Here is a 21,827-nt window from a genome sequence, read left to right as displayed (position 1 = left end):
TAAGCGGACCAATTGATGGGAACGCCCAGGGGATAGCCGTACAGTGATTCGAACTGCGCTTGAATTGTCGGTGTTGTAAACCAGTCGTAGCGAAACCAGTACAGATTGGCGAATTGCTGATCAGGTAGCTGGTAGATTTTGCCATCAGGGCCGGTGGTAAAGCTGATGCCTATGAAGTCATCAAGATCGAGGGTGGGAGAGGTTACCGCTGCACCTTCGCCGGCCATGAAGTCGCTCAGGGGTACCACGTGACCGTAGCGGGCGTGTGTGCCCACCAGATCCGAGTCGTTCACGTAGGCGTCGTAGACGTTTTCTCCGGTTTGCATTTGTGTTTGTAACTTTTCGATGACATCGCCCTCCTGAATCAGGTCATGCGTCACGTGAATGCCCGTGATGTCATAAAAGGCTTTTGTGAGCTGTGTGCTTTCGTACTCATGCGTTGTCAGGCTTTCTGATGCCACATTAATTGACATGCCCCGAAAGTCTTTGGCGGCCTCAGTAAACCAAGCCATCTCTGCTAGCTGCTGTTCCTCTGTGAGCGTGGACGGTTGGAACTCTTTCACCCACGTCTGGGCGTTGGCAGCAAAGCTAGCTGCCTTTTCAGCGGGCGTTTCAGTGGATTGCTCGGAGCAACCAGCCAATGTCAGGCTCAGAGATGTTAATGCTAAGAGGATATGCCGTACTTTCACGATAATAGCGTGCCTTGGGGTAGCGGACGCTCAGTATAGAGAGCTTAGCCCCAACGCATAAGTAGGGCAGCCCACAGTAGAGAGAGACAGGATGCGACAAGCAATCGGGTGTCCAGCAGTCCAAGCCAGAGTAAATGAATAAAGGCTGCGCTGAGCAAACTAATAAAGAAACGATCGCCGCGAGTTGTCGCCATGGGTAAAAAACCCTGAACTCGAGCGGTGGGCCGAAAAATTTCGAGGATGGTGAGGGTAAGCAAAGCAAGGCCGATGGCGATAAAAAAAATCGCCGTGGGTGTCGTCCATGCCATCCAGTTCATGACACGCGCCCCAAAGCAAAGCCTTTCACCAGATCTTTGCGAACGAACCACACGACCAATACGCCAGGGACCACCGTGAGCACGCCGGCGGCAGCTAACACTCCCCAGTCGACGCCGGATGCGCTCACAGTGCGTGTCATGACAACTACGATGGGTTTAGCTGACGCCCCGGACAAAGTGCGAGCTAACAGCAGTTCAACCCAGCTGAACATAAAGCAAAAGAACAGCGTCACGCCGATAGCCCCACGGTTGATCGGCAGAAAAACACGCACAAAGAAGTACAGAAAGCTGTGCCCGTCTATCTGCGCCATTTCATCCAACTCCGTGGGCACAGCGGAGAAAAAGCCTTCGAGAATCCATACCGATAATGGCACGGTGAACAGACAGTGCGCCAATGCCACGGCCAGCGGCGTGTCGAACAGTCCCACAGCAGAGTAAAGCTGAAAGAACGGCAGTAAAAAGACTGCCGGTGGCGCCATGCGATTGGTGAGAAGCCAAAAGAACAGTTGTTTGTCCCCCAGAAAACGGTAGCGAGAAAATGCATAGGCTGCGGGTATTGCAACAGCCAGAGAGATCACGGTGTTGATGGCAACGTAGCTTAGTGAATTTGCGAAGCCTTCGTACCAGACGGGATTAGAGAATATCTCTGCAAAATTTCCTAGAGTGACCGTCGGCGGTAGCAGTGAAAAGCTGCCCTGAATATCCGCATTACTGCGCAAGGACATCGATAAAAGCCAATACAGAGGCAGCAGTAAATAGACCCCGTATACGATAAGAACGCCGCGACTGAGTCCGAATCTATTCATCGTCGGTGCGAACCACGCTGGTGTAGAACACCCAACAAAACAGCAGAATGAATAAAAAGTAGATCACCGAAAATGCCGCGGCGGGGCCGAGGTCAAACTGACCTACGGCCATCGTCGCTAAATGTTGACTGAGCATGGTGGTGGCGTTTCCTGGCCCGCCGCCGGTCAACACAAACGGTTCTGTGTAGATCATAAAACTGTCCATCAGTCTTAGTAGTACGCCAATGATCAGTACGCCTTGAAGGCGGGGCATCTCAACGTAACGAAATACTTGCCAGCGGCTTGCGCCGTCGAGTTCGGCGGCTTGGTAAAAGGGCTTGGGGATTGATGTCAGACCCGCAAAGGAAAGGAGTGCTATGAGCGACGTCCAATGCCAGACATCCATGGCTACCAGCGTCAGCCAGGCATGCACAGGTTCAGAGGTGTAATTGTAGGAAACACCCAGCGCGTTCACGGTCCAGCCCAAGAGGCCGATATCGGGTCGGGCGAATACCTGCCATATGGTGCCAACCACGTTCCAGGGGATAAGCAGGGGAAGGGCCAGGAGAATCAGTATCAGAGACGTAAACCTACTGTCTTTAGGGATTCCCTTAGCCACCGCGACTCCGAGAGGAACTTCAATAGCCAGAATCGTAAGGCTAAATACAATTTGACGTAGAAAAGCGTCGATAAACCGAGGATCGTTTAGGGTCTCCCGATACCACTCAAAACCCACAAAAAAACGCGAGTTGAAATTCAGGATGTCCTGAACCGAATAGTTAACGACCGTCATCAGAGGCACCACACCACTGAATGCCACAATCAGCAGAACAGGCAAAACGCCCAGCCAGGCGCGATTATTCTTGGGCTTAAACGAGCTCAATGTCACTTACCTTGCGCTGGTCGGAATAGCCAATACAGCGGGTAACCTGCATATCCAATGTGTCTCCGACGCTCACTGCGGCATCGGGAAACTCACCGCGCACGGCAACTTCCCCATGGGCTGTCGCCAAGGTGAGTAAACCGAAGGGCTTGCCTGCTTGCGCGCCCTGAACACGGACTCGCAAGACTCGGCAGCTAAGGTGACCTGTAGCGGGCGTGCATGTGGGCAGGCTCGGTATTGCCGTGTTTGCGGTGCGCAGTATGGCCCACTCAGGGCGGAACCCAGCGCGCTCGGCACCGGCTACACCTAGGGCCCGGGCCGGCAAAAAATTCATTCCCGGACTGCCGACGAAGTGCCCTACGAACTCATGTTCTGGAGAGCTATAAACCTGCTCCGGGGTCCCCGTCTGCAAAATACCGCCGGCGGTGAGTACCGACACACGATCAGCAAAGGTCAGTGCTTCCGTTTGATCGTGGGTCACATAGATCATCGTAACCTTGAGGTCAGCCTGTACCCGGCGCAAGGTCTGGCGAAGACGCCATTTGGTACGCGGCTCTACCGCCGTGAGCGGCTCGTCCAGCAAGACCATCGAGACATCTGGGCGAATGAGCGCTTTGCCAACAGCAACCAATTGTTTTTGAAAAAGCGAAAGCGCTGCAGGCTTGAGGCCTCGAAGACTTTCGATATCCAGTTCATTGCAGATGTAGTCCAGCCTTTCCGCGGTTACGCTGGGAGATGCTTTGCGTGTTTTTAGAGGGAACGCCAGGTTTTCGGCAACGCTTAGAGATTCGTACAACACGGGAAACTGAAACACTTGCGCGACGTTACGTAGGCGACCCGATTGTCGGGATACGTCCTGCTCGTCAAAGCGCAGTGCGCCGGAGGTAGGCGTCAAAAGCCCCGAGAGAATGTTCAGTAGGGTTGTCTTGCCGGCTCCGCTCGCACCAAGCAGAGCATGAGCTTCCCCATCTGCGATGCTTAGATTGAGTTCGGACAGCGTTGCGGCGTCAGCGCCGGGATAGGTGAAGCCAAGGTTTTCTAGACTTATACGTGCCATCAGAATCGCACCACGTCGTGTGCCGCGGCACGTATCTGCAGCGCTTGCCCAACATTCACAGGGAGCATGCCGCGCCGTCGCATTACCCATTCGGCACCCTCAACCTGGCCATGGACAAACGATTCATCGCCGTTTGTTTCGTAGGCGGTAACCCGCATTGCAAATTCAATGGACGCTTCGAAGGTGTGGCCATCATCGCTAAGTCCAATGTGCTCCGGGCGCAGGGCGCAGAGTTTTTCATCACGATAGAAACGATTGATATCCGGATCTGCCAACAACGCCATAGCGGCTATGGAACTGGGGTATTCGTAAATCTCTAGCGGCGAGCCAGACTGGATTTTTTCTCCCTTCGCCAAAAGCAACAGTCTATCGCCCAGGGTAAAGGCGTCCCGGGGGTCGCTACTGGTGTAAATCACCACGGTATTGCTGGCATGAAGTAATTCTCGAAGTTCAACTTCCAATGCCTCCCGAAGCTTAAAATCGAGATTGACCAAGGGCTCGTCGAGCAGCAGCACCTGTGCTTGTTGGGCCAGGGCTCTAGCAATAGCCACCCGTTGTTGCTGACCGCCGGATAACTCGCTCGGCAAACGATCAAGGAGTTCCTGAATGCGGAGTTTCTCAGCGAGCTCTGATACGGTTTTTGATATGACGCTTGCAGCGGTTTTGCGCGCGCGCAGGGGGGATGCGATGTTTTCAAACACGCTTAAGTTCGGGTAGTTAACAAAAGCCTGATAAACCATGCTGACGGGACGTGTTCGTGGGGATAATTCCCTCAGGCTTTTGCCATCAAGACTCACCTCTCCCTGGGCCCGTGTGTTCAAACCCGCTATGAGTCGGCAAAGATCGGTTTTTCCCGACTGGTTTGCGCCTAAAACCACAGAGATTTCCCCAGCTGCAAAGCTGTGCGAGAATTCATTGTCCTCGTCCGGGAAAAGGCACACATTGTTTACGCTAAGCATGCGCAGTCTTGCTTTGCAGGCACGGTCATTGTCTCCAGGCGGAATGAGATGCTACACCCTGCTAGAACAACTCGCTATGCCTGCTCGTAAGCTAAATCACAATTGACCAGCTGCCTTTATACAGCCGCTGGATTTCATTACGTGTATCGTCAATACGATGCAAGTACAGCCAGTCATTATCGACGAGTTGCCGTACCACCTCATGGCGATCGACTATGTCGGTGATGGCCTTTCCCGGGGCCGCTATGTATACGCTAAGACGCAGTGAATCATGCATCCACTGCTGCCCGTCGTGGAGAGACTGCATGGGTAAGCCTATGCGCAAATCGCCACCGTTGCCTTCAAAAACACCGATGTTGCCTCCTACAACGTTGTGCAGAACCTTGTTGCCAGAGCCGTAGAGATCGTTATCCATGACTGATGTGTTGTATTGCATGTTAATCCAGTGGGTGACAAGCATTGGCGCGGTCATGATCAGCTCTAGTACCGGGTAGCCTTTGGCACCGTCAGTGGCTTCGTTGTAGTCGTGGAGAAAGCTGCGTCCGGCAAAATTCAGGTGGGCAGTTCGGGACCGGGGGGCAACGACAAAGCAAGCGTTTCCGGCCAAGCCCCACTCAGGTCGTACCTGTGACCAGTCACGACTGCGCTCCATGATGCCTTTGTCGCTATTTTTGTCGGCAACACCGAGTTTGCCAGCACGTTCTCGTCGCGCAGCTTTACCAGCGGCAGTAATCCAGTTTTGAATCATCTCTGTGCCGGTGGGCAATGAGGTCAGATAACGCAGCTCGTCCGTGGTGGTGTTGTGAAGGGCGGCAACGAACCTTGTGTCTTGGGGTATTTCGATGTCGTGCTCGTCGGCCAGGGCGCTTCGGACCTCACTCTTATTCAGCAGTTGAGTGAGCACGCGCGCGTTAATCTCACCGGTTTGACCACCACATGCCCCGCAGTCCAGACCCGCGGCATGGGGGTTGTTTCGTGTGCTACTGCCGTGGCCCGCAAGGATAACGACGGTGGCGAAATTGTCAGTTAAGGTCATTGCGCCAAGAATTCCAGCAACCAGCTCCGCCTGTGCGCTGGTGTCCAATACCGTATTGCAGTTGCTAATAATGTAGTGCGAGTCAACGCCATCGACGGTATTTACAGGGTGTCCGTTGTCGAGGCCAAAGAGTGACTCCCGAAGGAGTTTGAAAGCGTAGCCCAGCCCCAGTGACTCAACGTAACCAAAGGCTGCAGGAGCGACTTTGCTAATAGCGGACCATCGGGCTTGACGGTTTAACTTTGATGTTCTGTGCGATACGCCTTTATTGTCGTTTGATTCGCTCACGCTAAGGGCAGGAGCAAGCAGTCCGGGTAGCTGTGGCCGTGTGTAGCTCGCGCCTGCAGGTGCGTATTCGATAGGCAAGCCAAAGAACCCGGCAAAACCGAAGGTTTGGATCGATGGGTCTTGGGATTCCAACGCGCGGCGATACACCTCAGAGCGAACATCGATACAAAAAACCGCTTGCAGTGCCGGGCGTTGAGTCACCGCAGGTATTACTGGAGCCGGGGTGAGCAAGCTTTCCTGCGTCGCTTGCTGGAATGCGACTTCCGCGGCCTGCTGCCACACCCAGGCAGGTTCCTGATATTGCCGATGTTGTTGCAGCAAGTCTGAAAGCTGGGAGAACTGCTGTGTCCACTCCTGAGAGAGGGCAGTAATGGTGTCTTGTTGTTTAGTCTCTTGATGGCGCCAAAGCACCAGTTCCCATGCGAGACGGATAGCGAGCAACTGATGCATGGCATTATCGCTGCCCCCGGCCAGCTTAGACTGCCAGCGCAGATATGCCACCCACGAAGACCAACCATTGATGTCAAGGAGGAGCGCATGAAAATAGTCTCCCATGGCCTCCTCGGGAACCAGAAGTTCTGCGGTTGCCTCAACGAGCAAGGCTTCGGCGGTAGCCGGCAGAGCATCAAAGTGCTGATGCAGGCCCTTCTCGCCCATCATGATTTCAATACCACGATCGTTGCGGACATTCTCCAGCCACGCTTCGTAGAGGCAGCGATCAGGGTCATACGGCAGTGGGGTGGCGATACTGTAGAAGCTAGCGCAGAACTGGCTGATCTGATGAATGATTTCGTCATGCCACGAGACATGGCGAGTGAGATCCCGGCTAGCGTCAATCGCATCACTGAAGTTGTTCCAGTACGGCGCCTGTCCTTCACTTGTGAGCCAGGCAACGAGTGCCCCATGAGCCAGAGTCGTATCTGAGGCATGCATCGCCCTGGCTAGATGCTCTGGACGAATACGGTCTGGAAACTGAGCCCTAAACCAGTGTCGAGGCATGTGTCCGTTAGCACGGCCCAAGAGGGCGATGCGCGTCGCGACCTCTATGATGGATTGGTCGCGCATTTCCCACCAGGGGTTAACTGCGATGAGCTGATCCAGAGGCCAGGTTGGGGCTATACGATTGCCCGCCTGTGCGGCGGCGAACTGTGCAAGGGCGACTCGTGATGTGAGGCTTTGCGCTGGGGCGATCATGACTGGTTCTCTCGTGCCGTCTGTATTGCGGTTTGCTGCGGACCACCGCGTTGCGGCAGTTTGGCTGGCCAAAGGGCCAGGGTTGCTCGAGTGGCCCATTCGTCCAGGTAAAAGCCTGCATACAGATTGCGATAAAGACGCCTTCCAAGACTTGACTCGCCACGTTGTTGAAGGATCCAGTAGGCCGTTAGAAGCAGACTGAACAACATGGCACACCAGATTGTGGCAGCTGCATCAGGCAGCGCACCATCGGGCGCTAAGTGGATGAAGAGAGTTTTTTGCAGTAGATATACCGCTATTAGGAGTACGCCGAGTCCTCCGCTCAGAAGGAGTGAGCTGCTATGCCGTAGGCTGCTGCGCTCGCTCAATAGTGCGATGGGAAACAGGGCAAGCAGCAACCAAAGACTGGCATCGTTAGCGATGATGTCGGTCCAATACAGGACGCCGATTACGACAACCGCCAGGGCAAATAGCAAGGGTAGGGTGCTTGGAGTTGGAAGTCGCGCCGGCGCTAGTTGCTTTCGCAGGAACACCTCTACATCGCCGCCGGCGCTGAGAAATGCGTAGGCCTTATAGCAGGAGTGCGCCACGAGATGGAGTAGCGCAAGCCCGTACTGCCCTAATGCGCATTCGACTAGCATCAGACCCATTTGAGCAACCGTTGACCAGGCAAGAAGAACTTTGACACTGACGCGGGTCATGGTGATCAATGCAGCGGCAACGCAGGTTGCGCCGGCGACAATAAGTAGTAACCAGTTTGCCAGTTGGGCGTGCAACATCAGTGGAGCCATGAGCAAAATGAGAAAGCCGCCGAGATTGATAACACCGGCGTGGAGCAAGGCGGATACCGGTGTAGGGCACTCGACGACCTGAATTAACCATCCATGCATGGGGAACTGAGCACACTTCACCATGGCTGCGCTTGCAATCAACAGCGCAGCAATTTGTTCGCTGGGGCTGAGAATTATTGAGCTGCCTTGATAGGCGGCCAAAATGTCATTGATGTACAAGGTGCCGTGCTGCAGGTACAGCAGCGTCGCGGCACCGATTAAGCAGGCTTCGGCGAGTCGAGCAAACAAAAACTTTTTGTGCGCGGCTAACACGGCGCGTTTTCGCTCTGGATAGAACATAAGGAGTTGATGCAAAGACAGGCTGATGCCTATCCAGGCGGCGATAAGTACACCCAGGTGATTACTTGTTACGACTACTGAAACGCTCCCCAGTGTCAGTTGCAGCCAACGTTGGAGGCGCTGTTCACCGGGCTCGCCGCTCAGGTAATTGGCAGAAAAGCGCGTCACAATCCAACCGATAAACGAGACAAGGCCCAACACGGTTATCTGCATCGGCTCATCGGCAAAAAAGCCAGATTCTGTTTGCGGGAGAAAGGGCAGGGTGACAACCACCAGCAGTATTATCAGGTTTGAGGTGTTTAATAGTCGCCAGCCGGTTTTTGGCGAATTCAACGGCGCCAGAATGGCGCTAAGCACATACGCCACAGGCAGGCTCAGAAAAACCAGATCGCTCCAATTGCCGTTCATGCGCATCTCCATATTCGGGGTGCGCGCAGTATCGGGAGTAGATGCACAATTGTAAAATTTAAATATTTGATAGTTTGGTTAATATAAAATTAACAATTGAGTTTGCTTAAGCAGGGTTTTGTCTCCTCGGTTTGGCTGTAGTAGCCGTGGCCGATCTACACTGGCATGATCCACTGTCGTCGTCGCCGGACCGCGGTAGTCTATTGATACCTGGCAAGAGAAAGCGCTAAACAACCCACTTTAACGACACCTTGAGAGCTTTGCTCCAACACTAAATAAGGCCAATGTAATGCTGAATCACTTAATGATCGGGTCGAGCAATATTGAAGAAACAAAACGCTTTTATAACGCCGTACTTGGCGTGTTGGGCGCTCGAGAACCTGTAGAGCACACCAATGGGACTGGACAGAAACGTCTGTTTTATATCCACGACGGCACCACCTTTGGGATTAGCGAGCCGATTAATGGTGAGCCGGTGACCACGGCTAATGGTTCGACTATTGGATTTCTCTGCACGTCTCCAGAGCAAATAGTAGAGCTTCACGAGGTTGCTATTGCGAACGGTGCGACTGCGGTAGAGGATCCACCCGGCCCCCGGGACGGCACCATGGGCGTGATGCACTTGTGTTACTTCCTGGATCCGGATGGTCACAAAATCTGCGGAATCCATCGCCCTAACTAAGCGTTAAGCTGATTTGCGTGGAGTCGATTGAAGTCGCAGGCAACCCCGGCGCGCTTCAATCGGCTTGCCAATCACCACATGAGATCGTCGGGAATCTCGTAATCCTTGTACCAGTCGCGCTCTTCAGCCTCTAAAACTTCACCGGTGTCCTGAGCACAATAGATCACACGCTGAGCATCACGTTCGGCGATCTTGTTGGCGACCTCCACAGGAATGATTTCGAAGCGGTCAGCGATCTGAGCAATAGCAACCTTGCCAGCGGCTAGAAGCTTTTGCTGCAGACTTGAGACATAGAGTTTCTTGATTTTTTGTTCAAAGGTGAAGTTGAACCCAATCTCACCACCGCGACGATCCAGCTTGTTTTTCTCGATTAACTGCAGGATCTGCGCTTCGATAGCTTTGAGATTGGCTTGGGCATTGAGCGCCCCATTCAGCTCCCGATCGCGAGTGACTTTGTCTTCGCGCGCCTGTTGTGCCGCAAGCTTTACCTCATCGACGACCTCGGTACGGGACTTGTGCGCAGTGCGTTGTTGCTTGCGCTTTTCTTTATCGAGCCTTTTTGCTTTTTTAGCGTCGCTCAGTCCCGCGTTGAGCAGCTGATCCTGTAGAGATCCAGCCATACTAGTCTCCTTTTGAGGGCGCGTTGCACATGGGTAAGTCGCGGCAGCGCCCTGAGGAAAATACCGGCAGTAGCCGTGTTTTACAAATATCCTGCGTAATCCGCATCGCAGCTGCTCGTGAAATAGTAAGATTGCGGGCTTTAGCGTGGGACATCGTTTGATGAGTCCTCGCCACACAGTTTTGTGTAAGTAGATCAGGGACCAACGATGTCGGCACAGATTATCCTTCCTCGCGTACTTCAGATTGGCGCAGGCGCCAGTCAGATGGTGGGTAGAATTGTCAAAGAATTGGAGTGCCAGCGCCCGCTTATCGTCACTGACAAAATGATGGTGACTTTAGGTTACGTAGCCCGGATTCAGGAGAGTCTTGCCGAGCAGGCGATATCGTCAGACGTGTTTGATGACACCGTGCCTGAGCCTACCGTGGTTTCGATAGAGGCGGGGGTTACCGCGGTTCGGGACGGGAACTACGACTGTATTATTGCCTTGGGTGGGGGCAGCCCCATAGACAGCGCCAAGGCGATCGGCATTTTGGGTAAATACGGTGGTGTCATGCGAGATTACAAGTTTCCTCGCGTGGTCACAGAGCCAGGCCTGCCCATCATCGCAATTCCAACAACTGCCGGAACGGGCTCGGAAGCGACCCGATTCACGATTATTACCGATGAATCGAATGACGAAAAAATGCTCTGTGCTGGCATTGCCTTCATGCCCACGGTGGCTCTGGTGGACTATGAGTTGACGCTTAGCCTGCCCCCACGCACGACCGCAGATACGGGAATCGACGCATTAACTCACGCTATGGAAGCCTATGTCAGTAAGAAGGCGAGCCCCTATAGCGACACACAGGCTATTGCCGCGATGCGTCTCCTGGGGCCCAATCTACGTCGTGTCTTTCATGATGGGGGTGATCGGGAGGCGCGGGAGGCTATGATGTTGGGATCGACCTTGGCCGGGGTGGCGTTTTCTAACGCGTCTGTAGCCTTGGTTCACGGTATGAGTCGGCCTATTGGCGCGCTCTATCATGTGCCTCACGGGCTCTCTAACGCTATGTTGTTGCCCGCGGTGACCGAATTTTCTATTTCAGCCTGCCAACAGCGTTATGCACAGTGTGCTCGGGCCATGGGCGTGGCGGCGTCAGAGGATGATGATGACACCGCCAATACAAAACTGATGAGCGAGCTTTACGCGCTGAATCGTGAGCTGAACGTGCCCACAGCCGAAGAATTTGGTATCGATCGTGAGCATTTCTTGTCAAACCTGGAGCTGATGGCCGAGCAGGCTTTGGCGTCGGGCTCTCCGGGGAATAACCCTCGTGTGCCCAGCAAAGATGAGATTGTCGAAATCTATCGACAGCTCTGGTGAGTATCTTGGGGGCATAGACCCTACGTAAAGCAGGGTTGCTTAGTGTCAACAAATCTCTCTAAAGCGTGTGTAGTAAGTGGTGTCCGGCAGCAGCCATAGCTTAGAATTGCGCCTTTGCGTGCGCGGTGATTTACCGCGGCCATCCAAGCCATTGGGAGTTTGAACGTGGGCGATAGGATTAAAGTCGAAAAACCGTTAGTGATTTTGCACGGTGACGAAATGGCTCAGATCGCTTTTGAGCGAATCTTGGAGCAATTTGTCACCTCTAGGCTCGACATTGAGTTGGTGGAAGTGGATTTGTCAGCGGAGCGGCGCCTAACCAGTAATGGCCAGGTAGTGCTGGAAGCTATTGATGCGCTCAAGGAACACGGCATCGGCGTAAAGAATGCGGGCATGACCGTGAATCGCAGTCAGCTCGATGAGATGTTGGTCAAGTTCCCCGAGGTCGAAGAAGCAGCGCTCGATAAGCTTGCCACCAAATCGCCCAATGGCGCTATTCGCAAAGGCATTGGTGGCAACATTACTCGTGAAGATATCGAGTTTCGCAATCTCACGAGCATCCGTCCTGACTGGGTCAATCGCGACATTGAAGTAGACACCATGGACAGCGGCGGTCTGGACTTTAGCTATAGCGAATTGTCTGACGCGACAGGCGTTGCCAAAGTCATGTTTGTTGGTAGCAGCGGCGATCCCGTAGAAATGCACCGTCGAACGCTTAAGAAGGGCGACCCGTGGATGTTGGCGACCAACAGCTTGGAAGACGTCAAAGCCTGGGCGCATCGCTTCTTTCAGCGCGCGCTTGATGAGCGGCGCGACATCTACCTGGGCCTAAAGGACACGGTTGTGCCGGGATATGACGGCGTGATGCGCGCTGCCATCGAGGAGATCTATGTCAGCGACTACCGCAAAAAGGTCGAGGCCTTAGGCCTTAAATATCACTACGAGCTTATCGATGCACAGGCAGCACGTATTGTCTCCAACCCACCGGAGCGGGCGCTGTGGGGTGTGCCAGACAATGTCAGTGGTATGAAGCTGTACAAACTTGTCCAGCAGCTGAAGCATTACGGCCTGCCCGAGCGCAAGGCGAATGTCTCCATATCCAGAATGAGCGCCGGCGGCGGTGATCAATACGGCAGTTACAACACGCCCGCACCGGAAGATGGGATCATCAAAGTGATCATGGATGGGGAGGAAAAGCACGCTCGGACCGTGAAGAGCAACGACCCTATCCTGTTTATGTCTAACGACCGTGAGTCCATCAAGGACTGGGTCACCCAGGTCTTTCGTGATGCGGCGCTTTACAAGAAGGAAGTGTACTTTGGTCTGAAGCGCGAGTTTGTTAACTACGATGAGGTCTACAGCTCAATTATCCTGGAGATTCGTAAAGAACTCGCCGCACTGGATACACCACCACCATCATTCATGATCATGCGTCCGTCACGGCAGTTGAGCAAAATGATCTGTGATCCGCCGCGTTGGGGTCTGTATCCGGCGCAGAATTTGGATGGCGATATTTTCTCGGATATCTCGGCTGCGCTCGGTGGCAGTCTTGCGACGGCCAGTTCTGTGATTAAGAGCAAGGACGGGACCTTGCTGTTTGAGGCGCCTCACGGTACCGCTCATGATCTCTATGTACGATATCTGGAAACCGACGGTAAAGAGGCCAACTTCAATTCCTCTGCACTGATCTTTGCCATCGCGAGCGCCTTGGAAGAGCTTGCTCGGCGAGAGACTAATGCGTCTCTGGCTGAGTATGCTGAGAAGCTTAAAGCAGCGCTTATCGAAACCGTGGCGCAGGGCACCATCACGGGTGATCTCAAGGGTAAAACTCTGGCGCCAGAATCCGAAACCGTAGTTGATATGTACGGTTTCCTCGACGCAATCGAAGGTAATTTGACCACGTCATGAGACTGCTTACTCTGGGTTTTCTGAGTGCGGTGTTGATCGCTTGCTCAGCACCCCCTGCGCAGGAACTTGAGGAAACGCTCGTATCCACCGAGAGCGGGAGAGTGGTTGGATTTGCCAGTGAGCATCCGGTAGTGCGGTGGCTGGATGTGCCTTATGCACAGCCGCCGATCGCGGACCTGCGCTGGCGCGCGCCACAGCGATTGGCGGCCAGCGAAGAAAAGTTGATACCCGCAGAGACCCCGATTTTGTGTCCCCAGGAAGCTGGGGAGACGTCGGGAATCGTGACGGGAGGTATTGTCGGAAGCGAGGACTGCCTCTATCTCGACGTTGCAGCCCCGGCTGACTACGCCAGCCAGAGTTATCCCGTTATGTTTTGGATTCACGGTGGGGCAAACACCTCTGGCCACAAAGGACCCTATGATTTTTCAGCCCTGGCCGCAAAAGAGAAGGTCGTGGTAGTTACCATCAACTACCGTCTTGGTCCCCTGGGATGGTTTACCCATCCGGCATTGAAGGAGTCTGCCGGAGATCTGAATGCCAGTGGCAACTTCGGTACATTAGACATCATCGCTGCGCTTGAGTGGACGCAGCGGAATATTAGGGTCTTCGGCGGTGATCCTGGCAATGTGACGATTTTTGGGGAGAGCGCAGGCGGCCGAAACGTTTACAGTATGTTGGCATCGCCACTTTCAGCCGGCTTATTCCACAAAGCGATTGCCCAATCGCCGACGCTGCAAAGCTATTCGCCACAGCAGGCCTACAACGAAGAAAAAGAATACCCACAGCTCAGCCGAGGCTCTTGGGAAGTGGTGGCCAACCTGGGCATGCAGAACGCGAGCGTCACCGCAGCCGAGCTTCGCGCCACTTCAGCCGAGGTGTTGCTGGGTGAGTATTTCGCGATCTACAAAGATCATGCAGAGCCCTTGATCGTCAACGACGGTCAGGTGATCCCACGGGAAGGCTTGATTGCTGCGCTAGGAGACTCGCGCTACGCCAAAAATGTGCCTGTCATGGCAGGCTCAAACCGGGATGAAGTGAGTTTATGGCTGGGCCTGAGCCGCTACTTTGTTGATGCCGATTCATTGTTTGGGGTGCTGCCGCCCAAAGTTAGAGTGCGTGATCCTGAGTTGTTTGAGTACTGGGTTAGTCAGCGAGGACGCGGTTGGAAGGCTCGTGGGGTAGATGCGCCGCTCTTAAGCTTAGAGTCTGCAGGGTATCAAGATCTCTATGCTTACAGATTTGACTGGGACGAGCAGGCCGACAATTGGTTTGTACCGTTTTCAGAAGTACTGGGCGCAGCGCATGGCAGTGAAATTGCCTTTGTCATGGGCGCGCCTATGTATGGATCTGTGGGGGAGTACATGTACCCCGACACGGACTCAGCACAAGCGATGACCGATATCATGATGACGGCTTGGGGACAGTTCGCACGAACAGGTTCTCCGGGCAGCGTGGATGGCATTGCCTGGCCGCAATTCCAAGCGGCGTCGCTTGAGGTCATGGTGTTGGACTCTGGTGATGAAAGCCCTCAGTTGGTTCAGGATAGTCCTGGCCTTGATGGTCTACTGACTGAGATCGCCAATACGCCATCACGGCTTAATGACACCGAGACCTGCATGCTCGTGTGGGAGTTGCTTACGACCGTCGGCGATGCAGCTTACAGCGATTACGAGAGCTGGCAGGACGGTCGTTGCGCTATGTTGGATGTCCCTAAAGAGAAAGCGGCAACACGTGCAGCGTTGACCAAGGAATATGGTTCGCCAGATTTGTTCTAGCGTGATTGCTTTGGGTATTGCCTGACGGCGCATTCTTTCAATAATCTCTCCCCTAGGTGGGGAGAGATTGCAGATCGAAACTCTGGTTTCTACTCGTCGGCGTCTGACCAGACCGCGATGCGAACTCCGATGTGGAAAAGCCCCCGTCCAAGCCCTGGTCTGAGAAAGATGTGTAGTCAGGACCAAAGTCTTCAAAGGTCCATGCAAATACATCGGCAAAGAACTGTTTCGTCGCGGCAATATCTCTTGCGGGAAATTCAAAGTAGTTAATTTGATGGCTGACATTCATAGCTCGTTCCATTTAAAAAAGAAGAGTTGGAATAAGAATACGTGTTCGCGACTTAGTATTCACGTTGTTGTCTATAGACCACTATGTGGATGATTCGCGTACTCCAGTAGTAGAACAGCTTGCCCAAATGAGTGTTCGCCGTAGGATGCGATAAGCGCCATACTCAGGACAGCGGCGTTTTACCCGATGAGGAATGGAACACTTGATACTTCAGATCGATGTTCATTTGCACTATGCAGTACAGGCAGAGACAGACATCATTCTGCAGATCACTGTGCCTAGCTTTGCTGATCAGCGGGTGATGAGTGAAGAAATACTTTTAAGTGATTCCTTGTATAGCTCGTCAGTACTGGGTGAGGAGCGCTTTGGTGAGCGTCGACTTCTGCACATAGAAAAGGACTTTGAGTGCAATTATAGTGCTTGCATTGAACTTGATCGACCGTTGCTCGATATCGCGCCACTGCCTGCCGTTCCTCCCCATCGACTTCCCAACGATGCTCTTCGCTATCTTATGCCTTCGCGCTACTGCCAATCCGATGAGTTGCAGAGCTTTGTGGAATCAGAATTCGGCGATAGCGGCGGTGGTGAGCGGATTGTGCGTATTCGGGATTGGATTTTTGGGCACTTCCGTTATTCGTCGGAAGCGAGTAATGGTCAGACTACCGCGGTGGATACTTTTGTGCATCGTCAAGGTGTATGCCGAGATTTCGCTCATGTTCTGATCGCCTTAGCTCGTGCTTCATCGATACCGGCGCGATTCGTGAGCGCCTATGCGCCCTTTGTTACGCCCCAGGACTTTCATGCTGTCGCGGAAGTGTATCTGGACCACACCTGGCATCTTGTTGATGCTACGGGTATGGCTGCCTCAAATCAGATTGCCAGAATTGGAATTGGGCTTGATGCGGCAGAGGTGTCTTTTCTTTCCAGCTTTGGACCGATCATGTTCCAGAAGCAATCGGTACAAGTCAGTATCCTTAAGTAGTTAGCGTCGCGGGTGATCGAACTGGATTTTGGCCAGGGTTTCCTGCTCAACGAACGCTTTCAGCCAGTTTTGATATTCCCTCAGCAATGTCATCTCGCCCACGAAAACGAGGCACATGACCTTCATCGCAAGTGCGCGTATCGCGCAGTAGCCGGCCGTCAACATGGTTGGCTTAGTGTTGATGTCCACCAGTTCCGTGAACATGACGGTGGGCCACCTCTTCGCTGGATGCCTCTCGAACATCCAGGACCTCTATATCAAAGACAAGATTCTGTCCTGCAAGAGGGTGATTGGTATCCAGGTCTGCGCTGAACTTACCCACTTTGATGACTGTGGCCGGACGTTGCCCCTGTTCTGTGCTCACCTGAACGACCATGCCCGGGCGTAAACGACCTTTGTATACTAGATGCTTTACCGGGATTCGTTGCTGCCGCTGCGGATCACGCTCGCCGTAGGCGTCTGCCGCATCGAGACTCGCAGTAAAAACATCGCCTTCTGTTTTGCCTAGCATGCTTTTTTCCAGACCGGGCATGATGTTGTTTGCGCCATGGAGGTAGACGCTTGGCTCGCCATCGCGAGAGGTCTCTAGTTGCTCATTCTCTGCGTTGAGAAGGGTGTAATGAAAAGTGACTACGGTATCGCGTTCGATGTTCATATCAGTGCGTCGTTCCAAAACAAAAAAACGATTAGAGTGGAAAAGGGCGTTTCAAGCAAGCTGTCGCTGCACCGTTTGCTGTGCTTGGCTTATTCGACCCGCCAGGAGGCTGAAGAATGGAAATACGACGTGATGATCTATGGACTTCTTCGAACCGGCGCGCGCTCTATACCGAAGTTTTGGGTTTAGCGATTGCGCGCCCTTTGCGGATTACACCGAAGACCCATTCAGCGTATCTATGTCCTTGGATCTAGTGACTAAGGCATCGCAGTGGTAGCGAATCAGTGTCACCAATGCTCACCTAGTGTCTGGCTTACAATGAGCGCTCGGCTTGAAGTTTGTCACACCTGGGGATGTGAGGCCTTAGGGCTGCTAACACAGTGGCTTATGTTAAAATCCACAAACCACCGAGCAACAAGTAAAACGGACCATTTTTGAATACGAGTGCAAAAAAAACCAAAGTTGCTCCCTCGGAATCCTCGACGGATGGTCGCCGTAAGCGTAGTGAGCGGAGTCGCTACGCTATTATTAAGGCGAGCCGCGCGCTGATTGAGGGGGGCGTTTTGGTGCCCACGGCTCAGCAAATTTCAGAGCGCGCTGGTGTGGGCATCCGCTCATTCTTTCGGCATTTTACTGACATGGAATCCTTGTTTGAGGCCGTTGATGCGCAGGGAAGGGAGCATGTAAAAGCCTTGTTTATAGGCGGGGACCGCGAAGGGTCCTTGGCTGAGAGGGTTCTACACGCCGTTGAGCGTCGGGCCGCTGGATATGAGGACCAAAAGAACATCATTATGACTACGGCTGCCCAGAGCTGGCGCTATGAGATGCTGCGTAAGAGATACGCACATTATCAGCGTAGTCTTCGCAAGGATCTTCAGGATTGGCTTCCCGAGCTTAAGAGCCTGGGCGTTGCTGACCGAGAGGCGGTTGATGCAGTGGCGTCTGCTGAGATGTGGCTTCGGCTGCGCAATCAGCAAGGCCTAAGCAAGAAGCAATCTATAGAAGTGGTCGTGAGTATGTTGACCCGTTTGATGCCGCAGTAGTGCTGTTGCTTGGCGGATCAGTATCGTCGCCGTCCGAACAGGGCTATATCCAACAAATCTTTAGTATTCAGTAAGCCTAAGCTAGGTAGCAGCCGTAAGTCACCCAAACAAAGCGTGACTTCTATGCGCTAGGGATGGTTCTTCCAGTGCTGCCAGCTTGAGTTCGTCTCGACTCTTCAGGTCTGGGTTGGTGGTGAACTTCATGACGCTAAGTCAGCTGCGATATCTTAAAAAAGTGCCATCACGTCAGCTCCCAGCGCCATCGATGCCCAAGACATCAAGAGCCGCATAAACGGAGGCAAGCATGTCGCTCAAGGGCCACCAAAGTCGGTGTGTCAGCTTAAGAGCGTTGCATGAAGCCCAACTGGGACGAGCCAAAGTGATTTGCTAACAGCTGTTGCCCTCGCCGCGAATATAATGTCATTATGTATGCCAATTATTAAGCCATGCAAGATGTTGGATGTTTTCTTGCCGTCTTACAGGGGTGGTCCGCGTGCTAAAGAGAGTAGCAATCACTGTTGTCAGTGTAATGTTCGTCGGCGTTGGTATTGCCTGGCTTAATCGCATCGACCTGATGCTGGCTCTGATTAAATACAAGTCCGAAGCGGAGTATGTAGTCGGCCCAAACCGCGTCATCGTCTGGGAGCCGGGGCCGCCGGTGCCGGTCGAAGCGACAGCTGATCGTCCGCCGAACATTATTTTGATCCTCGCAGACGACCTGGGAATCAACGATATCTCCACTTTCGGTGGCGGTGTTGCGGGAGGTCGGGTGCAAACGCCTCATATTGATCAGCTCGCGGCTCAGGGAGCGGTTTTTGATCAGGCTTACGCGGGAAACGCTACCTGTGCGCCTTCGCGTGCCATGATCATGACCGGTCGTTACCCGACTCGCACGGGCTTCGAGTTCACGCCAACACCTGCGGGTATGGGGCCAATGATTTCAATGGTCTCGCGCAGCCTGAGCAATGGTCTGCCGCCTGGGCGTTTCAACGAAGTCGCGAACGATGCGGCATTGCCCTACGAACTGCAGGGTTTGCCCGGTGATGAGATTACCGTTGCAGAAGTCCTTAGGGACAAGGGCTATCACACCGCGCATATTGGTAAGTGGCACCTGGGTAGGACAAAGGGCTCGACGCCGAATGACCAGGGTTTTGACGAGAGCTTATTGATGGCCAGTGGGCTTTACTTGCCGGAAGACGATCCCAATGTCGTTAATGCCCGTTTGGATTTTGATCCTATCGACCAGTTTCTGTGGGCCCGTCTGAACTACGCAGCCTCATACAATAACGGGGGTGATGATCGCTTTCAGCCCGGTGGCTACCTCACTGACTACTGGACCGATGAGTCAATCAATGTGATCAAGGCGAACCGCAACCGTCCGTTTTTTCTCTACCTGGCTCACTGGGGTGCCCATACCCCTTTGCAGGCAACCCGTGAAGACTACGACGCTGTGGGCGATATCAAGCCCCATCGTCTCCGGGTGTATGCCGCAATGATTCGCGCCTTGGATCGAAGCGTTGGTCGAATAATGGCGACACTCGAAGAGCAAGGACTGGCTGAGAACACTCTGCTGATGTTTAGCAGTGACAATGGCGGGGCAGGATACGTCGGCCTACCGGAAATTAATGCGCCCTATCGTGGTTGGAAGCTCACGAACTTCGAGGGAGGCTTACGGGTGCCAATGCTGGTCAAATGGCCCGCGCGCATCTCTGCTGGAACCGTGGTAAAGGTGCCGGTCGCGCATATCGATATGATGCCAACCATGGCAGCTGCGGCACACGCAGATAGCCCTCAGGGTGTCCCTATTGATGGGCTGAATCTTCTGCCGCTTGCGACGGGAGATGGCGCTGAAACGTGGTCTCGCGAAACCTTGTACTGGCAGAGCGGTTATTATCGCGCAGTGCGCCACGGCGCATGGAAACTACAGGTTTCAGACAGTCCTGCGAAGAGCTGGCTGTACAATTTGGCCGAAGACCCAAGCGAGCGGCGCAACTTGGCTGACTCGGAGCCCGAGAGGTTGGCGGAACTCACAATTCTGCTGGATAAGCATCAGGTCTCTGCTCGAGCACCGCTGTATCCCTTCGTTGCCGAGTTGCCAGTAGCGATCGATAAGACACTGGCCGATACTTTCAAAGAGGGCGATGAGTATATTTATTGGCCTAACTAGTGCGCGCGCCGGTGCCCCAAGGAAAATCTGCACAAGCGATGACGCCACCCAATGCATCACATTAGAGGAGTCCCGTGACTATGAATAAAAAACTATGGGTAGCCCTGGCGACGGTGGTCGCTCTGGCCGGCATATTTGCCATGGCGCTGCCCACTATCTTGCACAAGGCGGGGCTGCATCCCGAATACACTGGCGAAAAAGTACAGCTCTCTCCGGCCAAGCGTGCGTTGGTGATTACCACTAGCCACGGCGTGTTGTCCGCCCCTGGCGAAACCGAGGGCAAGCCCTCGGGGGTGATGGCTTCAGAAATGACGCATCCTTATTACAACTTTCTGGATGCCGGTATGACGGTTGATGTCGCCAGTGTGAAAGGTGGTGAGATACCCGTGGACCCTCAGACGCTGATGTATATGATCAAAACGCCCGAGGACGAGCGCTTTTTGCAGGACCAGGTTTTGCAGGCCAAGGTAAAAAACTCTTTGCGCATAGACGATGTGGACTTCAGTGAATACGACATTATCTTTATGGCGGGCGGCTGGGGAGCGGCTTATGACCTTGGCTACTCACCCGTGTTAGCGAAGAAGATATCCCAGGCGTATTACGCGCAGAAGACGCCGGTAATTGGTGGTGTATGTCACGGTGTTCTAGGGTTGATTAATGCCAAGGATGTTGAAGGTAATGCTCTGGTTGCAGGTCGACGAATGACCGGTGTTTCAGACAAGCAAGTGAAAGAGCTGGGTATTGCAATCACCCCGCAGCACCCGGAAACGGAGCTGCGAAAAGCCGGAGCTATCTATGAGAGTCAAACGGCCTTCCGAGACTTCTTTGCGACGCATGTGGTGGTCGATGATGAGCGGCGCTTTGTTACCGGGCAGAACCAGAATTCAGGTCATGAGACTGCTCAAAGAATGATGGCGATTATCGCAGATCGGAAGTAGTAGGTAAGCAGATATTGGAGAGTTACTGTCGGGATTCACCGGGCGTGTCTACGTCCTTGCGAGATCTTAGGGATAGCAGAAACATGATGGCTGCCAACGCCAGTAGGGGGGGGGTTGGCAAGCAAGACATCGAAAGAGATGGGGCTGCCCTGATGGTTGTTGTTGGCTTGGAGAGGGAATATCTTGTCAATTACCGGCACGATTTGCTCATGTATTCGATCTAAATATGGTGGCATAGTATATGCCAATAATAAGCATTGCCACGGAGACTTTGATGAAAAGCGTTTTACGCCTGCTAGTGGCACTACCCGGAGTTCTTTTTGTTGTGATTGGCCTTCGCTGGTTGGTCGATCCATCGACAGCTGCTGCACAGTTTGGCATGCCTTTACTCGACGGTCTGGGTCGCAGTTCCCAGATCGGCGATCTATCCAGCTTTTTCTTGACTCTGGGTATGTTGATTCTCATAGCGCTTATCACCGCGCAGCGTGTCTGGTATTACCCGGCGATCATGCTGCTCAGTTTTACTGTACTGGGTCGTCTTCTGGCCTGGTTGATTCATGATGCGACTCTGGCGATAGAAATGATCGCTGTGGAGCTCATAGTCACCTGCCTGCTGCTGTTTGCTTCACGCACGCTGACAGAACGGGAGTAGTTAAA

General features: G+C 53.5%; 20 protein-coding genes and 1 pseudogene. 9 read left to right on the top strand and 12 right to left on the bottom strand.

Annotated features, from left to right (window positions below):
• The 8 genes and pseudogenes from ACI9KD_RS03865 to ACI9KD_RS03830 all read right to left on the bottom strand — a co-directional run.
• Positions 1-512 (bottom strand): annotated as a pseudogene (locus ACI9KD_RS03865) (carbohydrate ABC transporter substrate-binding protein); the annotation flags it as partial.
• Positions 513-733: 221 nt separating this feature from the next.
• Positions 734-1,006 (bottom strand): DUF2160 domain-containing protein, encoded by a 273-nt coding sequence (locus ACI9KD_RS03860; RefSeq protein ID WP_414979838.1) that lies wholly within the window; start codon positions 1,004-1,006, stop codon positions 734-736.
• A complete protein-coding gene (locus ACI9KD_RS03855; RefSeq protein WP_414979837.1) occupies positions 1,003-1,812 on the bottom strand; it encodes a carbohydrate ABC transporter permease in 810 nt (269 codons plus the stop codon). The genes ACI9KD_RS03860 and ACI9KD_RS03855 overlap by 4 nt, the downstream gene beginning before the upstream one ends.
• Positions 1,805-2,674, bottom strand: a complete 870-nt coding sequence (locus ACI9KD_RS03850) for a carbohydrate ABC transporter permease (RefSeq protein ID WP_414979836.1) — start codon at positions 2,672-2,674, stop codon at positions 1,805-1,807. Before ACI9KD_RS03850 ends, ACI9KD_RS03855 begins: the two co-directional genes overlap by 8 nt.
• Positions 2,661-3,731, bottom strand: a complete 1,071-nt coding sequence (locus tag ACI9KD_RS03845) for an ABC transporter ATP-binding protein (protein ID WP_414979835.1) — start codon at positions 3,729-3,731, stop codon at positions 2,661-2,663. The genes ACI9KD_RS03850 and ACI9KD_RS03845 overlap by 14 nt, the downstream gene beginning before the upstream one ends.
• Positions 3,731-4,690, bottom strand: a complete 960-nt coding sequence (locus tag ACI9KD_RS03840) for an ABC transporter ATP-binding protein (protein WP_414979834.1) — start codon at positions 4,688-4,690, stop codon at positions 3,731-3,733. Before ACI9KD_RS03840 ends, ACI9KD_RS03845 begins: the two co-directional genes overlap by 1 nt.
• Before the next feature lie 91 nt (positions 4,691-4,781).
• Entirely contained in the window at positions 4,782-7,208 is a 2,427-nt protein-coding gene (locus tag ACI9KD_RS03835) for a YbcC family protein (RefSeq protein WP_414979833.1), read from the bottom strand.
• A complete protein-coding gene (locus ACI9KD_RS03830) occupies positions 7,205-8,746 on the bottom strand; it encodes an NADH-quinone oxidoreductase subunit L (protein WP_414979832.1) in 1,542 nt (513 codons plus the stop codon). Before ACI9KD_RS03830 ends, ACI9KD_RS03835 begins: the two co-directional genes overlap by 4 nt.
• A gap of 289 nt (positions 8,747-9,035) precedes the next feature.
• On the opposite strand from ACI9KD_RS03830, the gene ACI9KD_RS03825 reads away from it, so the two are divergent.
• The gene (locus tag ACI9KD_RS03825) at positions 9,036-9,428 is read left to right on the top strand and encodes a VOC family protein (RefSeq protein ID WP_414979831.1); all 393 of its coding nucleotides are present in this window, start codon (positions 9,036-9,038) and stop codon (positions 9,426-9,428) included.
• 71 nt (positions 9,429-9,499) lie between these two features.
• On the opposite strand, the gene ACI9KD_RS03820 is transcribed toward ACI9KD_RS03825, so the two are convergent.
• Complete coding sequence (locus ACI9KD_RS03820; RefSeq protein WP_414979830.1) at positions 9,500-10,048, bottom strand: DUF2058 domain-containing protein; 549 nt, start codon at positions 10,046-10,048, stop codon at positions 9,500-9,502.
• A gap of 207 nt (positions 10,049-10,255) precedes the next feature.
• On the opposite strand from ACI9KD_RS03820, the gene ACI9KD_RS03815 reads away from it, so the two are divergent.
• The 3 genes from ACI9KD_RS03815 to ACI9KD_RS03805 all read left to right on the top strand — a co-directional run bounded on the left by ACI9KD_RS03815 (position 10,256) and on the right by ACI9KD_RS03805 (position 15,096).
• Positions 10,256-11,413, top strand: coding sequence for an iron-containing alcohol dehydrogenase (locus ACI9KD_RS03815; protein WP_414979829.1), 1,158 nt, complete (start codon positions 10,256-10,258; stop codon positions 11,411-11,413).
• 165 nt (positions 11,414-11,578) lie between these two features.
• Positions 11,579-13,321 carry an isocitrate/isopropylmalate family dehydrogenase gene (locus tag ACI9KD_RS03810; protein ID WP_414979828.1) on the top strand — a complete coding sequence of 581 codons (1,743 nt, stop codon included), beginning with the start codon at positions 11,579-11,581 and terminating at the stop codon, positions 13,319-13,321.
• The gene (locus tag ACI9KD_RS03805; RefSeq protein WP_414979827.1) at positions 13,318-15,096 is read left to right on the top strand and encodes a carboxylesterase/lipase family protein; all 1,779 of its coding nucleotides are present in this window, start codon (positions 13,318-13,320) and stop codon (positions 15,094-15,096) included. Before ACI9KD_RS03810 ends, ACI9KD_RS03805 begins: the two co-directional genes overlap by 4 nt.
• A 52-nt stretch (positions 15,097-15,148) precedes the next feature.
• Here the strand turns inward: ACI9KD_RS03805 and ACI9KD_RS03800 are convergent, their stop codons facing one another.
• The gene (locus tag ACI9KD_RS03800) at positions 15,149-15,385 is read right to left on the bottom strand and encodes a hypothetical protein (protein WP_414979826.1); all 237 of its coding nucleotides are present in this window, start codon (positions 15,383-15,385) and stop codon (positions 15,149-15,151) included.
• 202 nt (positions 15,386-15,587) lie between these two features.
• Here ACI9KD_RS03800 and ACI9KD_RS03795 point away from each other — a divergent pair, with 202 nt between their 5' ends.
• Positions 15,588-16,367, top strand: a complete 780-nt coding sequence (locus ACI9KD_RS03795; protein WP_414979825.1) for a transglutaminase-like domain-containing protein — start codon at positions 15,588-15,590, stop codon at positions 16,365-16,367.
• Here the strand turns inward: ACI9KD_RS03795 and ACI9KD_RS03790 are convergent, their stop codons facing one another.
• Together ACI9KD_RS03790 and ACI9KD_RS03785 are read right to left on the bottom strand one after the other, a co-directional pair.
• Positions 16,368-16,571, bottom strand: a complete 204-nt coding sequence (locus ACI9KD_RS03790) for a hypothetical protein (protein ID WP_414979824.1) — start codon at positions 16,569-16,571, stop codon at positions 16,368-16,370. It lies immediately after the preceding gene.
• Entirely contained in the window at positions 16,540-17,022 is a 483-nt protein-coding gene (locus ACI9KD_RS03785) for an FKBP-type peptidyl-prolyl cis-trans isomerase (protein WP_414979823.1), read from the bottom strand. The genes ACI9KD_RS03790 and ACI9KD_RS03785 overlap by 32 nt, the downstream gene beginning before the upstream one ends.
• Before the next feature lie 434 nt (positions 17,023-17,456).
• Between ACI9KD_RS03785 and ACI9KD_RS03780 the strand changes: the two genes are divergently transcribed.
• From ACI9KD_RS03780 to ACI9KD_RS03765, 4 genes are all read left to right on the top strand, one after another.
• Positions 17,457-18,065: a TetR/AcrR family transcriptional regulator gene (locus ACI9KD_RS03780; protein ID WP_414979822.1), complete on the top strand. Its 609-nt coding sequence runs from the start codon at positions 17,457-17,459 to the stop codon at positions 18,063-18,065.
• Positions 18,066-18,558: 493 nt separating this feature from the next.
• Entirely contained in the window at positions 18,559-20,232 is a 1,674-nt protein-coding gene (locus ACI9KD_RS03775) for a sulfatase (RefSeq protein ID WP_414979821.1), read from the top strand.
• An 80-nt stretch (positions 20,233-20,312) separates the two neighbouring features.
• Positions 20,313-21,170, top strand: coding sequence for a type 1 glutamine amidotransferase domain-containing protein (locus tag ACI9KD_RS03770; protein ID WP_414979820.1), 858 nt, complete (start codon positions 20,313-20,315; stop codon positions 21,168-21,170).
• 274 nt (positions 21,171-21,444) lie between these two features.
• Positions 21,445-21,822, top strand: coding sequence for a hypothetical protein (locus ACI9KD_RS03765; RefSeq protein ID WP_414979819.1), 378 nt, complete (start codon positions 21,445-21,447; stop codon positions 21,820-21,822).
• The last annotated feature ends 5 nt before the right edge of the window (positions 21,823-21,827 follow it).

Origin of the sequence: Congregibacter sp. (genome assembly GCF_047617445.1) — a bacterium.
Lineage (GTDB): Bacteria > Pseudomonadota > Gammaproteobacteria > Pseudomonadales > Halieaceae > Congregibacter.
Note: the sequence above shows the minus strand (reverse complement) of the source record. Positions and strands in the feature narration are given on the sequence as shown.

Excerpts from the sequence above, each read along its gene's own strand:
- ACI9KD_RS03860 (WP_414979838.1), bottom strand. The coding sequence starts at position 1,006 with ATGAACTGGATGGCATGGACGACACCCACGGCGATTTTTTTTATCGCC.
- ACI9KD_RS03855 (WP_414979837.1), bottom strand. The coding sequence starts at position 1,812 with ATGAATAGATTCGGACTCAGTCGCGGCGTTCTTATCGTATACGGGGTC.
- ACI9KD_RS03845 (WP_414979835.1), bottom strand. The coding sequence starts at position 3,731 with ATGGCACGTATAAGTCTAGAAAACCTTGGCTTCACCTATCCCGGCGCT.
- ACI9KD_RS03840 (WP_414979834.1), bottom strand. The coding sequence starts at position 4,690 with ATGCTTAGCGTAAACAATGTGTGCCTTTTCCCGGACGAGGACAATGAA.
- ACI9KD_RS03835 (WP_414979833.1), bottom strand. The coding sequence starts at position 7,208 with ATGATCGCCCCAGCGCAAAGCCTCACATCACGAGTCGCCCTTGCACAG.
- ACI9KD_RS03830 (WP_414979832.1), bottom strand. The coding sequence starts at position 8,746 with ATGAACGGCAATTGGAGCGATCTGGTTTTTCTGAGCCTGCCTGTGGCG.
- ACI9KD_RS03825 (WP_414979831.1), top strand. The coding sequence starts at position 9,036 with ATGCTGAATCACTTAATGATCGGGTCGAGCAATATTGAAGAAACAAAA.
- ACI9KD_RS03820 (WP_414979830.1), bottom strand. The coding sequence starts at position 10,048 with ATGGCTGGATCTCTACAGGATCAGCTGCTCAACGCGGGACTGAGCGAC.
- ACI9KD_RS03815 (WP_414979829.1), top strand. The coding sequence starts at position 10,256 with ATGTCGGCACAGATTATCCTTCCTCGCGTACTTCAGATTGGCGCAGGC.
- ACI9KD_RS03805 (WP_414979827.1), top strand. The coding sequence starts at position 13,318 with ATGAGACTGCTTACTCTGGGTTTTCTGAGTGCGGTGTTGATCGCTTGC.
- ACI9KD_RS03800 (WP_414979826.1), bottom strand. The coding sequence starts at position 15,385 with ATGAATGTCAGCCATCAAATTAACTACTTTGAATTTCCCGCAAGAGAT.
- ACI9KD_RS03790 (WP_414979824.1), bottom strand. The coding sequence starts at position 16,571 with ATGTTCACGGAACTGGTGGACATCAACACTAAGCCAACCATGTTGACG.
- ACI9KD_RS03785 (WP_414979823.1), bottom strand. The coding sequence starts at position 17,022 with ATGAACATCGAACGCGATACCGTAGTCACTTTTCATTACACCCTTCTC.
- ACI9KD_RS03770 (WP_414979820.1), top strand. The coding sequence starts at position 20,313 with ATGAATAAAAAACTATGGGTAGCCCTGGCGACGGTGGTCGCTCTGGCC.
- ACI9KD_RS03765 (WP_414979819.1), top strand. The coding sequence starts at position 21,445 with ATGAAAAGCGTTTTACGCCTGCTAGTGGCACTACCCGGAGTTCTTTTT.